This window comes from Pontibacillus marinus BH030004 = DSM 16465, from assembly GCF_000425225.1.
Classification (GTDB): domain Bacteria; phylum Bacillota; class Bacilli; order Bacillales; family BH030062; genus Pontibacillus; species Pontibacillus marinus.
Window position 1 is genome coordinate 94,382 of sequence record NZ_KE384334.1, and the last position, 14,445, is coordinate 108,826.

The window sequence follows — 14,445 nt, forward strand, 5'->3', positions numbered from 1 at the left end:
TGCTTTCGCTCGGGTCCGCGATGCTTTCGCTCGGGTCGCCGATGCTTTCGCTCGGGTCGGTGCTGCTTTCGCTCGGGTCCGCGATGTTTTCGCTCGGGTCGCCGATGCTTTCGCTCGGGTCCGCGATGCTTTCGCTCTAGTCCGAACAAAAAAACTGCCCCAAGCATAAGCTTGAGGCAGTCATTAGTTATCAAATTTAGTTGTTAGAACGAGACACATACTTACCGTCAGCTGTGTTGATTACAAGTACGTCACCCTCGTTAATGAAGAATGGAACTTGTACGATAAGGCCCGTTTCAAGCGTTGCTGGTTTTGTACCACCGCTTGCTGTGTCACCTTTGATTCCTGGTTCTGTTTCAGTTACTTGTAGCTCAACGTTGTTTGGAAGTTCAACACCGATTGTTTCACCTTCGTAGAACTGAATTTGAATTTCCATGTTTTCTTTCAGGTAATTCAATTCGTTTTCGATTTGGTCTGTTTGGAGTTCAACCTGCTCATATGTGTCATGGTCCATGAATGCATGGATATTATCCGCTGCATAAAGGTACTGCATTTTGCGGTTTTCGATATGAGCTTTGTTTACTTTCTCACCAGCACGGAACGTTTTTTCCTGGATCGCACCTGTACGTAGGTTACGAAGCTTAGAACGTACAAACGCAGCGCCTTTACCTGGTTTTACGTGTTGGAAGTCCATAACTTGCCAAATTCCGTTATCTACTTCAATTGTTAACCCTGTTTTAAAATCGTTTACTGAAACCATTTTATTTCCTCCTTCTTAACGCGCTTTTATAGAGTAATTAGCTCTTTCGTTGAATGACTTAAGCGCTCATTCCCGTTTTCCGTTACAACGGTATCATCTTCAATACGGCAGCCACCTACATTTGGTACATAAATACCTGGCTCTACCGTAACAACCATCCCCGGCTCTAATGTTTGTTGAGAACGGAAAGATAACGCAGGTCCTTCGTGGACATCAAGTCCAATTCCGTGACCAGTAGAATGGCCAAAGTATTCGCCATATCCTTTTTCCTTAATATAATCACGGGTTAAATCATCCGCTTCTTTTGCTGTAATACCAGCTTTCAATCCTTCCATTCCACGTTCTTGAGCTGCTAAAACCGTGTCGTAGATTTCACGAAGTTCATCACTAATCTCTCCAACAGCAACTGTACGTGTAATGTCTGAGCAATACCCTTTATAAAGAGCACCAAAATCCAGTGTTACGAGTTCACCAGATTGGATTGTTTTTTCAGATGCAACGCCATGTGGAAGCGCAGCACGATAGCCTGAAGCTACAATAATATCAAAAGATGAAGACGTTGCTCCTTGCTTTCTCATGAAGAATTCTAACTCATTAGACACATCGATTTCTTTTACACCTGGTTTTATGTAAGAAAGGATATGGTCAAATGCCGCATCCGCAATCTCAGTTGCTTCCTTTAATATCTTAATCTCATCATCATTTTTAATCAAGCGTAATTTTTCTACGATTCCTGACGTAGGGACAAGCTCTGCCTCAACAACTTGGTTATAGGTTTCATATAAACCAAATGTAACATCTTGTTTTTCAAAACCGAGGCGCTTCACACCTAGACGCTTCGCCTGGCTTGCTACTTCCTCATGAATCGGCGTTGTGTGCTGCACGATGTCAAAGCCTTTAGCTTCCTCATTCGCTTGTTCCATATAACGGAAATCCGTAATAAATAGCGCGTCCTCTTGTGTAATAAGAACAACCCCTGCTGTTCCTGTAAACTCCGTCATGTAACGACGATTCTTCCCATTTGTAATTAATAAAGCATCAAGGTCTTGATCCTTTAAGCTCTTACGTAGTTTCGTTAATTTCTCCATCCTCATTCTCCTCCCTAAAATGATCGATAAAGGCTTGTGCTGCCAATGTGTACCCAATGGTTCCCATGCCCACGATTTGCCCCCATGTTACAGGGGAGATCAGGGACGTATGGCGAAATGACTCTCGTTTATGAACATTGGAAATATGTACTTCAATCACAGGAACATCAATACTCGCAATCGCATCACGTAATGCTATGCTGGTATGTGTATAAGCTCCTGGATTAAAAATAATGCCTGTGCTCTCGTGTCGGGATTCGTGAATCGCATCTATCAGATCACCTTCATGATTTGATTGAAATGCATCAAACTCCCAACCATTCTCTTTAAGTGTTGTCTCCACTTCATGTTCAATATCAGCCAACGTTTTTTGACCGTAAACTCCTGGTTCTCGGGTTCCTAACAGGTTCAAATTGGGTCCATTTACTAGTAATAGTCTCTTCATAATTCATCTCCCTCTATTGTAAATAGGCGGGAATTTTCCGACACTTTTTTAGGATAACACAATATCGAGATTAGTTGGGAGCGTTTTGGCTGGATTGATTGTTTTCCAAGTACTCATACGAGATGGAATACCCCACAAATGTTCCATATAATATAAAAAGACACAATGTTGTCACGATCGTATTACTCTCAAATTGGTCGAATTCAGGTACAGCTGAAAATACTGGATTAAATAAGTAAAAAATCAAAAACCATAACGCTACACCAAATAAAATAGCAGGCGCTAATCCCTTAGCTTTCTTTAGTAGTGAAAAGTATATAATAGCCGTCCCTAAAGAAAGGATCCCAACAGCTAAAATACCAATAAATTCTCCCATCCAACCACTTGTCCATTCTTCTTGTATCCAAGACCGTAACACAAATGTCGCTGCCGATACTGAACTAAAATTTAGCACATATGCAATGGATCCAACAAAGCTCCATAGAATTCCTCCGACAAAGCCAATCACCAAGGCTTTTGAAAAAACGGGTACAGGTTGCTCCCGTTGATTTTGTTCTAATTCTGTATTTTGTTTTTCATCTTTTTGTTCTTGTTCCATTTCCGTCACCTCCGTTTGTTAGGATAGCCAAAAATGGGATATTCCATGCTTTTTCTCTTTAAGGACTAGAGGAAGAACGATATTTCTAGTAAAATAGAGGAAAATCTAAGATTGAACATCCGAGGATGGTGGAAAATATGAGTGAAAACAAACAACCTGCCTACGGTGGTCAGGCTGTCGTTGAAGGAGTTATGTTTGCGGGGCAAAAAAGTTATGTTACCGCTGTAAGACGTAAAGATGACTCCATTGAATATTTTGAAGTAGAACGGAAACAATCTAAAATAGCAAATCGTTTAAAGAAGATCCCTTTTCTTCGTGGGTTAGTAGCCCTTGTAGAAGCAAGTGCAAATGGAACAAAACACCTAAACTTCTCAAGTGAACGCTATGATGTTGACCCAGCAGATGATGATCAGATTCAAAGTGAAGAAGAAACATCTAAACTTGCAATGGTAATTGGAATTGGGGCTGTCGGAGTTTTATCATTTTTATTTGGTAAACTCATTTTCACGTTAACCCCAGCTTTAGTAGCCTCTTTTTTTGAACCTATCGTACCCGGAAAAACGGGCCAAGTCTTACTTGAAGGTCTCATCAAATTTGTGCTGCTTTTAGCATATATATATATTATATCGCTGACCCCACTTATTAAACGGGTATTCCAATATCACGGAGCAGAGCATAAAGTGATCAACGCTTATGAAAACGGTGCTGATTTAACCGTTGAAGATGTTCAAAAGCACTCTCGTCTTCATTATCGCTGTGGTTCAAGTTTCATTCTATTTACTGTATTTGTCGGTTTATTCATTTATTTACTACCATTTGTAGCAATTGACCCACTTTGGTGGAGAATGGTGAACCGCATCTTGCTACTTCCTTTTGTAATTGGGATTTCTTTTGAAGTTTTACAATTAACAAACAAAGTGAGAAACGTACCATTCCTTAAGGTTTTAGGTTACCCTGGTCTATGGTTACAATTGCTTACAACAAAGGAACCTCAAGACGATCAAGTCGATGTTGCCATTCATTCTTTCAAAAAAGTTCTTGAAAATGATAAAAATGAAGGAAAAAGTGGTATACAAGGTAGTAAGGTAATCTCTTAAAGGGATGGAAACTCAGAAGGGAGGAAATGCTGTTGTTTAACAGAGTGGCAAAGCCTCTTATTTATGCCATTGTCGGATTGGGTATTATTGGGTTTGGCTACAAGCTTTTCACAGATACGTCAAGCTTGTTTACAGAACTACTTATTGGAGCTCTCGTTGCTGTACTTATTGTAGGTGCTGTTTACTTCTTTCTTTCTAGACGAAACGGTGGAAACTCAGATGAAATGAAACGCTATCGACAAGCAGTTCGTCAGTCTAAAAAGAAATATGGCCAAACACAGTCTTCTAAGTTTTCCAGTAAAATGAAACCTTCTACCATTAAATCAAAGGTTACAACCAAGCAAAAACAGATGAAAAAAGACACCCCTCAACTTCGTGTTATTGAGGGAAACAAGAGTAAAAAGAAAAATCGAGCCTCTCTATAAGGCTCGATTTTTTTATCCTCTCCATTTTTTTAAAAACTCTTCTGCATGGCCTCGCCCAAGTTTTATTAATCCTTCTCGATCCTCTTCACTCATATCAAAATCTGTTGTCCCCACTTTTTCAACTGGAATAAAAATAATATCCACGGCATCCGATTTAGAGACATAACGGGCATCATGTGCTTGTTTCATCGTTATAAATAAAGCCTGAAACATGTCTATTGCATTTTTGATGACACGAGGTGGAATGTTGTCTGCAGAATTGCTTAACTTCATACCAAGAATCGGACGCTTCCTTCTCTCCAAATCTGAGGTGAACACCCAAACAGGAAAGTTACTTAACAATCCACCATCGACTATAATACTCTTTTGACGTTCTTTCTCTCCTTGAATTTTCTCTGGGATAAAAAAGTATGGAAGCCCTGCACTCATTCTTACGGCTCGGGCTACTGAAAAGTCCCTTGGTTTAAGTCCATACAACCGCTTCAAATCATCAGGAAGGACAACTAACCTTCCTAATGTCAGATCTGATACGATCACTTTCAAACGATCTTTAGGAAGGTCGCTAAATGTACGAATCCCTTTTTGACTCAGTTTTTGTTCAATCCAATCCTCTAGCTTTTTTCCCTTATAAATTCCCATACGGAAATAGAGAGATAACCATTTTGTAAAAGGTAGCCAATCGACTAGTTTCGGTGGATCAAGTAATTTATTTAGTTGGAGCTCTTCAAACAGTTCTTGGATTTCATCGCTGTTGTATCCAGCCGCGATAAATGAAGCCATAATCGCACCTGCAGAGGTCCCAGCTACTCGTTCAAACTGATACCCTTTCTTTTCAACCACTTCAAGCGCACCAATAAAAGCAATTGCCTTCACTCCACCACCCGAAAAAACCCCATCAATTTTCACAAGCAGCTCCCCCATTTATAAGTGGCATTTACTTTTATCTATAGTGTGAGGATTGAGTCGGTAGAACAGGGACAAGCGATTTTGATTTGTTTAGAGAATATAAAAAACACTTGGCTCTTGAGCCAAGTGTTATTCTTTCGTTTGTTCTTCGTTTGCTTGTTGGACTTTACGTAAACCCTCTACGCAATTTTCGTTTTGTTCGAAAAATTGAACGAGGTCACCAATGCGATCGATGGAGTTCCAGCTTAAGTGGTGCTCAATGCCTTCAACATCGTCGTATATGTTTTCTTTGTCTACGCCAATTATGTTTAAGAATTGTTCGAGCAGCTCATGTCGATAAACTAAACGTTTACCGATTTTCTTACCTTTAGCCGTTAAGATTAAGCCTCGATACTTCTCGTAATTTAAATATTGATCGCGATCCAATTTTTGTACCATTTTCGTTACAGATGAAGGATGTACCTGAAGGTTCTCTGCGATGTCCGACACCCGAGCATATCCTTTATCTTCAATTAGCATGTATATTTGTTCGATATAATCTTCCATACTTGGTGTTGGCATGACAATCCTCCAATTCTGCCGACCAAAATTTCTAACTGTAAAGTATGATACACTAGATTGGAAATGCTGACAAGATGATTACGTAAAGTAAGAGATCTTACTATTCGGAAAAAATTCTCCTATATAAGCTTCCATAGTTGCTTTCATATCCTCTTGTGTTTCCTTTGGATAGACATACTTCCCTATACCATATTTACCGCCTCGATACTTACGCTCTTCTTCATCCATTTCCAGCTTGGACTTCGGATAACGTTGAAGGATCACCTTTTTCGCCGGTTTCGTGAATCGATGCTGAATTAATTCAAAGGTTAGGTCTTCTTCATTTACAGAGGACCCTTTCATTTCTTCATAAAGGTTAGCGAATAAGTTATAGTATCCTTCTTTCCAATTGTCGTCATAGATATAAATCGGAGCCACGATAAAGCCTAGTGGATAACCTGCATCAGCTACTTTTCGTGCAGCTTCTAGACGTTTTTTTAGAGGGGATGTTCCTGGCTCAAAATGCTTTATCACATAATCGGCATTGATGCTAAAACGAAAGCGGGTATGGCCATTGTGTTGAGCATCAAGTAGATGATCAACATGGTGGTACTTGGTTACAAAACGTAATCGTCCATGTTTTTGAGCCCCCATAAATTCAATTGTCTTTTTCAAGGAATGCGTTATGTGATCAATCCCCACAATGTCTGATGTACATGCTGCTTCAAAACGAGTAGGTTCAGGAGCTCGTTCATTGATATACTGTGTGGCTTGGTCAAAAATTTCGTCTAGATTCACATAGGTTCTGATATATGGTTTTTTCCCTAGTGTCGTTTGCAGATAGCAATAATGACAGTGCCCCATACATCCCGTCGCAAGAGGGATGGCATATTCCGCAGAAGGTTTTGATGTATCAAATTTAAGTGTTTTGCGTACGCCAATGACTAACGTATTTTTCGCGTTGGCATACTGGCGCATTTCTGTGTTACCAGGAATGCCACGGACTTGATTGTGTGAAGTTGTCTCTCGGATTTCGATCCCTTGTTTTTGAAAACGTTCATATAACTCCTGCGCCAAAGGATATTCCATGGCACGAGGTTCCATATATACTAAGTTCGGCTCAAATGCCTTCATTCACAAACACTCCTTTTGCGCTTAGTATGACCAAGTTAATGGAGCGTTTACTGGTAATCTTTGTGAATAAAAAAATGCCCAAGATCTCTCTTGGACATTTTTCTTCTTATAAACCACATTTTAATTGAGCACCACAGTTCGTGCATGTGTTACAGCCGCCTACGTCTTGAATTTTTCCTTCACGACATACTGGGCAAGTGTTTCCTACTTCTGAACCGATTGTAACATCGGTTTTATCAAGTTCATGAACAGTATCCATTAATACGACTTTTGGCTTTTCATCTTCAAATAGTTCTTGTTGTTCTTCCACGCCATTTTCTTCAGCTTTCAGTGTTAACACTTGTGCATCACGGCTTCCATCAACGTAAACTGTTCCGCCTTTTGCACCACCGCGATATAGACGCTGATAAACATTTTCTACTTGTTCTACACTATAACCTTTTGGAGCGTTTACAGTCTTAGAAATTGAACTGTCTACCCAACGCTGAATCACACATTGAGTATCTGCGTGAGATTCCGGCGCTAGATCCATAGCTGTTACAAACCAGTCAGGTAAATTGTTAGGATCTTGGTCTGGATTTTCGTCTAAGAATTCTTGAACGATTTCAGCCTTCACTTCGATAAACTTCCCTAAACGTCCACTTCTGAAGTAAGAGAAGGAGAAGTATGGTTCAAGACCTGTTGCAACGCCTACCATCGTTCCTGTAGAGCCGGTTGGGGCTACGGTTAATAGGTGTGAGTTGCGAATTCCATGTTCTAACACGCCCTGACGAATATCTTCAGGCATATCTTTCATATAACCTGTGTTAATAAAGCGTGTTCGAAGTTCACGTGTTTCATCATCTGTTTTTCCAACTAAGAATGGGAAGCTTCCCTTTTCTTTGGCAAGGTCAATGGAAGCACGATAAGCTGTTGTCGCGATTGTTTCGAAAATCTGATCGACTACTTGGTTCCCTTCTTCTGACCCATATGCTGTTTCTGTATAGATTAGCAGGTCATGTAAGCCCATTACACCTAGGCCCACACGGCGTTCACCAAGTGCTTGCTTCTTATTTTCTTCTAAGAAATAAGGTGTAGCGTCGATCACGTTATCCTGCATTCGCACACCTGTACGAACGGTGCTTTTTAGCTTTTCAAAGTCTACAGTCTTAGACTCGCGATCAGCCATTGAAGCAAGGTTCACAGCAGCTAAGTTACAGACAGAGTAAGGTGCAAGTGGTTGTTCTCCACATGGGTTGGTTGCGACAACCTTTTGTCCATAACTAGTTGCGTTTGTTTTTTCATTTGCATTATCAATGAAAAAGATACCTGGCTCTGCGGAGTATGTTGCACAAATGTTAATCAGGTTCCATAGTTCCTTCGCTTTTAAGCGACGGTACGTACGGATTTTGTAGCCCATTTCTTCCCATTCGCGAACGTCACCAACACTATGCCAATTTTCATTGTAAGCTTTCATATCTTCTTCGTTATATTGTTCAACATCTGGGAAACGAAGCTCATAATCGCCGTCGTTTTCCACTGCTTCCATGAAGTCATTTGTTAAGCAAACAGAGATATTCGCTCCTGTTAAAAACTCTGAGTTGTGTACAGAGTATGTTCCACCTTCATGAAGCTTCTCTTCTGCATCAGCGATGACTTTATTTGTGAAGCCGCCTTGGCCTTCAATGTTCTTGTAGTTTACAATGCCTTGATACATATCACGTTCTGACTCTGATAAAGGAGTGAACTTCAATTTCGCTTCTGCTTGTTTCTTAATCGCTTCATCATCTGTTGTTTGGATTAAGAAACGTAGAATTCTTGGGTTTTGCATTTTCGAAATAATAAATTCAATAATATCAGGATGCCAGTCAGCTAGCATGATCATTTGCGCACCACGGCGCGAGCCACCTTGCTCAACTAGGTGTGTCAGCTTTGCAATGTCATCTAGCCAAGAAACAGAGCCAGAGGATTTTCCGTTTACTCCTCTTGCTAGTGCGTTGCGAGGTCGCAGTGTTGATCCGTTTGTACCAACGCCTCCACCACGGCTCATGATTTCCATCACTTGCTTTCGGTGGTCTGAAATACCTTCACGTGAATCTTGTATGAATGGCATTACGTAACAGTTAAAATAGGTTACGTCAGTATTTGCCCCTGCTCCGTATAATACGCGTCCAGCAGGAATGAAGTTTAAATTAGAAAGTTCTTGATAAAAGTGTTCTTTCCATTCTTTTTCTTTCTCTTCAGTTTCTTCAACGGAAGAAAGGCCTGTAGCATTTCTAAGAGCGATTTGCTCATAATAAATTTCTAGAGGCTTATCTATAATGTCTAGAGGTCTTGAGATGATACCTGTTTCCCGTTCATCCTCTTGATCCAATACATGAACAAATTCAGAATCAACATGTACTTCAGCTTTTGCATTTTCCCAATCAATGGACTTAATGATTCCCAAACCACGAGCTGGAAACTTTGGATCCTCTTTGATTGTTAGAACGACAAAATCGCCAGGAGTTAATGTGATTTTTTCCGTATCTTTAAATGCGTATCGATCAAGCATGACTAATCGGGATACACCTGAGTGGGTTGTGTTCATATCTGGGGTGATAGGGTGGACTTGGGAGAATAAACGAATATCCTCATTCAAACGCTCCACATTCATGTTTTTAAGCGCATCTTTTACCGCTTGCATGTGCTCATCTCTCCTCTATCAATTTCTTATTGTTGACTTATCTATGATGAAGTTTTATGATTTTGATTCCGTCAACGTGATAACTATAACTTACCATAGCTTTAAAACTAGTTTCAATATATAGTGCTCGAAAAAATAAATTCTTACTATATATTGTGTTTTGAACAACTATTAACCAAGTTGTCAATCATAAGAATGGCTAATAAATGAAGATATTCAAAGCAAATAAAAGCAAATAGAGTTTTATACTAGATTCACCTACTTTTTTGTCATTTGCCATACTTTACATATTTTCATTCAGATAGAATAATCGCTTAAAAACAGGGTTTGATAAACCTATCGAATAAACGTTATAATGTTCATGGTAAAAAAACATGACTAAAGTACGAGAAAGAAATTCAACACATCCAAAGTTAAGAACGAAAAAGTCTTTGAAACTTTATCAAAACACACCTATAATAGACTAGGAACATGAGAGAGAATTGGGGGAGAAAATATGTGGTATTTACTAGCTGCTCTAGTAGCGATTATTGGTTATGCTGTCTTCAAATATGTTATGCAAAGACGCTATCTAACAACGCTTACAGAGGAAGAATTCAAGCAAGGTTATCGTAAAGCTCAATTAATAGATGTCCGTGAACCAAACGAATTTAAAGGTGGGCACATCCTAGGTGCTCGTAACATTCCAGTGACGCAATTGAAGCAAAGAACTCAAGAAGTGCGTCCTGATAAACCCGTTTATCTTTATTGCCAAAACGGAACACGTGCTGCCCGCGCAGCGAATATCCTTCACAAAAAAGGATATAAGGATATAAACCAGCTCCAAGGTGGATTTAAAAAATGGGGCGGCAAAATTAAAACGAACGCTTAAATTCAATAAAAAACCCGCAGAGATTCATTTACTCTCTGCGGGTTCTTCTTTTGTTCAACCGTATTTAACTCATTTATTTAGAGAATCTAGTATTGGAAACAATTCTTTTAGATGTTCTATTTCATAGTCCGGTTCCACATCGAGCTTTTCTTTATTCTCCCGATTAATCCACACTGATTTCATTCCAACTCGTGTTGCACCTAGAATATCTGTATTTAAATTGTCTCCTACCATAATGACTCGATCTTTAGATACCCCCATCCTATCTAGTGCATGCTCAAAGATCGAGGGATCGGGCTTCCCTTTTCCAAAAGCACCTGAGATGATAATGTCATCAAAATAAGGGGCTAATTCTGGTGTCATCTCTAACTTATTGTTTTGCAGGTTAGGTGAACCATTTGTTAAAAGGATAAGCTTATACTCACCTTGCAGTTCCTCTAACACTCGTAATGACTCTTCATAGAGAAATGGGTTCTTTTTACGTTCGATCGGGAACTGTTCAGCCAGCTTTTCACCAAACGCCTTATCTTCAATCCCTATTCGTTTTAAACCTCTTATCCAGGCTTCTTTTCTATAGGTAGGGACAATTTCTTTCATCTTTTGAAATTGCTCATGATGTTCATCATCCAAAAAATCTCCCCATAAGCCTTCGAAAGGATTAATTCCAATGTTTTTCGTGAATTCGTACGTCTCGTAAGTGGCATATAGTTTCTTCGCTTCTTCTCGTACTACTTCTTCTAGCTTTTCAGGATCAACATTATATTTTTCTTCAGCTATACGACAAGTAGCTTTAAAAGCTTCTCTCACGCTCTTTTTATCCCAAAGCAACGTATCATCAAGATCGAATACAACAGCTTGAATCATCGACTCCCTCTTTCTTATATGACTCTCACATGAAGAACACCTTCAATATTCTTCACTAGGTCAATTAAATCTTCATTATTCAAAACATCTTGATCTAAATCGATTAACGTGTACGCCCATTCGTCTTTACTGCGATTTACCATATCTGCGATGTTGATCGATTGAGTTGCTAATAAAGAAGCAATTTGTCCAACCATGTTCGGAATATTTTGGTGGACAACAGCTAACCTCTTTCTTCCTTTAAACGGCATGTGTACATCAGGAAAGTTGACTGAGTTGTGAATGTTACCTGTTTCTAAAAATTGCTTAATTTGACTAGCAGCCATAGCGGCACAGTTTTCTTCTGATTCATAAGTCGATGCTCCTAAATGAGGGATAGCCGTTACATTTTCCATTTGAAGTAATTCCTCATTAGGGAAGTCCGTAACATAACTGTCTACAATATTGTTTTCGATCGCTTCCTTTAATTCGTTCTCCTCAACTAGTTCCCCTCGAGAGAAGTTTAATATTTTCATACCTGGCTTCATTTTGCTGAAAGCATCTGCGTTCAACATTTGTTTTGTCTTATCTGTTAAAGGAACATGCATGGTGATATAATCACATGTTTGGAAAATATCTTCTAAATCATTGGCACGTTGAACATCACCGTTTAGCTGCCATGCCGTGTTCACTGAAATAAATGGGTCATAGGCGATGACATCCATACCTAGAGATGATGCATCATTTGCTACTAATGCACCAATAGCCCCAACACCGATAATTCCTAAACGTTTCCCTCGAACTTCTGTACCGACAAAGCCCTTTTTCCCTGCTTCTACTTTCTTAGGAACCTCACTTCCATTCCCTTGTAAACCATTTGTCCAATTCACTGCAGAGAACAGGTTTCTTGAAGACGCGATTAAGCTCATCAATACTAACTCTTTAACAGCGTTGGCATTTGCACCAGGCGTATTAAATACTACGACGCCTCTTTCGGTTAAGTCATCTACAGGAATATTATTCACACCAACTCCAGATCTTGCAACAGCTTTTACTGAGGAAGGGATGGATTCTTCCTCTAACTTGTAACTACGTAAGAGAATAGCATCTGCATCATTCACATCCCCTACTTGATAAGCATCATCATTTAATACGGCTAATCCTTTGTCTGCAATGGAATTATAGACTTGAATGTTATACATATATACTCCTCCTTATTGGTGTTTTGCTTCAAATTCTTTCATGAAATCTATAAGTGTTTGGACACCTTCTAAAGGCATAGCATTGTATAAGCTTGCTCGCATGCCACCTGTTGAACGGTGCCCTTTTAATGAAATGAGACCTTTTGATTCAGCTAATTTAAGAAATTCTTGATCTAACTCTTCTGAATCCGTTGTAAAAGGGATGTTCATTAACGAACGGCTTTCTTCTTCAACGTGATTCGAAAACAATGGTGATTGATCTATATAGTGATATAGCAATGAAGCTTTATCATGGTTCATTTTTTCAATGGCTTCTATTCCACCTAAATCCTTTATCCATTCGAGAACTAGTTTTGTCACATAGATTTGAAAGGTTGGTGGAGTGTTATAAATCGATCCTGCTTTAGCATAGGTTTCATAATCTAACATAGCCGGAAGGTCTTCTTGATGAGTTCCAACTAAGTCCTCTCTTACAATCACAACTGTTACACCTGCTGGTCCCATATTCTTTTGTGCGCCTGCATAAATTAGATCAAACTTCGAAATGTCAAAAGTTTCAGATAATATATTGGATGACATATCAGCTACTAGTGGAACATTACCTGTGTCTGGAATCTCCGTAAAACGCGTTCCTTTTATTGTGTTGTTTGTAGTGATATGGACATAATCTGTATTCGGTTCAATATCACTCTTAATTATAGAAGGAATGGTTGTGAAGTTTTGATCCTTAGAAGAAGCTAATATGGATACTTCACCTTGTTTTTTCGCTTCTTTTATTGCCTTTTCAGCCCATGAGCCTGTATTTACATAATAAGCATGGTTGTGTTTGTTCATGAGATTCATTGGAACCATGGAAAACTGTAAGGATGCACCGCCCTGAATAAAGAGCACTTTGTAGTTTTCAGGTATATCCATGAGCTCCCTTAATAATTGTTCAGCCTGCTTTATAATTTCTTCAAAATGAGAGGAACGGTGGCTCATTTCCATAACCGACATTCCTAGTCCTTGATAAGATAGTAATTCTTGTTGTAGCTTTTCGAGTACTGATTTAGGTAATACTGATGGTCCAGCTGAAAAGTTATAAATTTGTTCCATATACGCAACCCCTCTTCTTGAAAATTATTGAAAAACAAAAAAACTTTCGTCCCCAATCGTAAGGGGCGAAAGTTTTCGCGGTACCACCCTAATTTTCGCTATTTCCATAGCCTTCATTAGTTATGCGTAACGTGCATTCACGGACAGTCCTACTTCTATTTCGAGCTGTCTACTCAAAAGTGCTTTTCATTATGTGGAAATACTAGTTCACACCACCCACTAGCTCTCTGTCATTTCCTCTCATAATGAACGTATCTTCTTCTTCGTATTTACTATTAAAATTTTGTTGTTTATATATTAATGATTGTTTCATATTAGCATACGTAAAATAAAAACTTTTATCAAAATTTACACGATTTAAACGACATCGTCAAGGGGCTTTTTCAATTTAATGCTTTAATTTTTTAAATTTTTTATGTAGTAGAGAAAGTTAGATTCTGGAAGATGCTTTAGCAGAGGTGATTTCGGCTTTTTTGAGAGTTATTCCGTTATAGCCCCCTTATGTGCAAGACTTGGATTCGAGATAAAGTGCTGAGGAGGTAGTGCAGGGGCGAGGGAATTCGGCGTCTAGCCGAGGGATTCTCCGCCCGGGGGTGAGATTCTCCTTCCTGCGCGTGGGATTCTCATCCTGGGGTGTGGGATTCTCCTCCTGGGGTGTGGGATTCTCCTCCCAGGGCGTGGGATTCTCCTTCCTGCGCGTGGGATTCTCCTCCTGGGGTGTGGGATTCTCCTCCCGGGCGTGGGATTCTCCTTCCTGCGCGTGAGATTCTCCTTCC

At 39.6% G+C, this 14,445-nt stretch carries 14 protein-coding genes and 1 other annotated feature; of the genes, 3 read left to right on the forward strand and 11 right to left on the reverse strand.

Annotated elements, in window-relative coordinates; all coding sequences use genetic code 11:
• Positions 1–196: 196 nt before the first annotated feature.
• From efp to H514_RS0120035, 4 genes are all read right to left on the reverse strand, one after another.
• Positions 197–760, reverse strand: coding sequence for an elongation factor P (gene efp, locus H514_RS0120020; RefSeq protein ID WP_027448566.1), 564 nt, complete (start codon positions 758–760; stop codon positions 197–199).
• Positions 761–786: 26 nt separating this feature from the next.
• Positions 787–1,848, reverse strand: a complete 1,062-nt coding sequence (locus H514_RS0120025; protein ID WP_027448567.1) for a M24 family metallopeptidase — start codon at positions 1,846–1,848, stop codon at positions 787–789.
• Positions 1,823–2,293, reverse strand: coding sequence for a type II 3-dehydroquinate dehydratase (gene aroQ / locus H514_RS0120030; protein WP_027448568.1), 471 nt, complete (start codon positions 2,291–2,293; stop codon positions 1,823–1,825). Before aroQ ends, H514_RS0120025 begins: the two co-directional genes overlap by 26 nt.
• Positions 2,294–2,363: 70 nt before the next feature.
• On the reverse strand, positions 2,364–2,891 hold the full coding sequence (locus H514_RS0120035) for a YqhR family membrane protein (protein WP_027448569.1): 528 nt from the start codon (positions 2,889–2,891) through the stop codon (positions 2,364–2,366).
• Between the two features lie 137 nt (positions 2,892–3,028).
• Here H514_RS0120035 and H514_RS0120040 point away from each other — a divergent pair, with 137 nt between their 5' ends.
• Both H514_RS0120040 and H514_RS0120045 read left to right on the forward strand, forming a co-directional pair.
• Positions 3,029–3,988: a DUF1385 domain-containing protein gene (locus tag H514_RS0120040; RefSeq protein ID WP_027448570.1), complete on the forward strand. Its 960-nt coding sequence runs from the start codon at positions 3,029–3,031 to the stop codon at positions 3,986–3,988.
• A gap of 32 nt (positions 3,989–4,020) precedes the next feature.
• The gene (locus H514_RS0120045; RefSeq protein ID WP_051255248.1) at positions 4,021–4,413 is read left to right on the forward strand and encodes an SA1362 family protein; all 393 of its coding nucleotides are present in this window, start codon (positions 4,021–4,023) and stop codon (positions 4,411–4,413) included.
• Positions 4,414–4,425: 12 nt separating this feature from the next.
• Here H514_RS0120045 and H514_RS0120050 read toward each other — a convergent pair whose 3' ends face one another.
• From H514_RS0120050 to H514_RS0120065, 4 genes are all read right to left on the reverse strand, one after another.
• Positions 4,426–5,319 (reverse strand): patatin-like phospholipase family protein, encoded by an 894-nt coding sequence (locus H514_RS0120050; RefSeq protein ID WP_027448572.1) that lies wholly within the window; start codon positions 5,317–5,319, stop codon positions 4,426–4,428.
• A 129-nt stretch (positions 5,320–5,448) separates the two neighbouring features.
• Positions 5,449–5,880, reverse strand: a complete 432-nt coding sequence (mntR, locus tag H514_RS0120055; protein ID WP_027448573.1) for a transcriptional regulator MntR — start codon at positions 5,878–5,880, stop codon at positions 5,449–5,451.
• 78 nt (positions 5,881–5,958) lie between these two features.
• On the reverse strand, positions 5,959–6,993 hold the full coding sequence (gene splB / locus H514_RS0120060; protein ID WP_027448574.1) for a spore photoproduct lyase: 1,035 nt from the start codon (positions 6,991–6,993) through the stop codon (positions 5,959–5,961).
• 106 nt (positions 6,994–7,099) lie between these two features.
• On the reverse strand, positions 7,100–9,658 hold the full coding sequence (locus tag H514_RS0120065; protein WP_027448575.1) for a vitamin B12-dependent ribonucleotide reductase: 2,559 nt from the start codon (positions 9,656–9,658) through the stop codon (positions 7,100–7,102).
• Positions 9,659–10,154: 496 nt separating this feature from the next.
• Between H514_RS0120065 and H514_RS0120070 the strand changes: the two genes are divergently transcribed.
• A complete protein-coding gene (locus tag H514_RS0120070) occupies positions 10,155–10,529 on the forward strand; it encodes a rhodanese-like domain-containing protein (RefSeq protein WP_027448576.1) in 375 nt (124 codons plus the stop codon).
• 69 nt (positions 10,530–10,598) lie between these two features.
• Here the strand turns inward: H514_RS0120070 and H514_RS0120075 are convergent, their stop codons facing one another.
• Genes H514_RS0120075 through serC form a run of 3 tightly spaced genes read right to left on the reverse strand, consistent with a single transcriptional unit; the run spans position 10,599 to position 13,669 of the window.
• On the reverse strand, positions 10,599–11,393 hold the full coding sequence (locus H514_RS0120075; protein ID WP_027448577.1) for an HAD family hydrolase: 795 nt from the start codon (positions 11,391–11,393) through the stop codon (positions 10,599–10,601).
• Positions 11,394–11,407: 14 nt separating this feature from the next.
• On the reverse strand, positions 11,408–12,574 hold the full coding sequence (locus tag H514_RS0120080; protein ID WP_027448578.1) for a phosphoglycerate dehydrogenase: 1,167 nt from the start codon (positions 12,572–12,574) through the stop codon (positions 11,408–11,410).
• A gap of 12 nt (positions 12,575–12,586) precedes the next feature.
• A complete protein-coding gene (serC, locus tag H514_RS0120085; protein WP_027448579.1) occupies positions 12,587–13,669 on the reverse strand; it encodes a 3-phosphoserine/phosphohydroxythreonine transaminase in 1,083 nt (360 codons plus the stop codon).
• Positions 13,670–13,727: 58 nt separating this feature from the next.
• Positions 13,728–13,942: a binding site (T-box leader), on the reverse strand.
• Positions 13,943–14,445 lie beyond the last annotated feature (503 nt).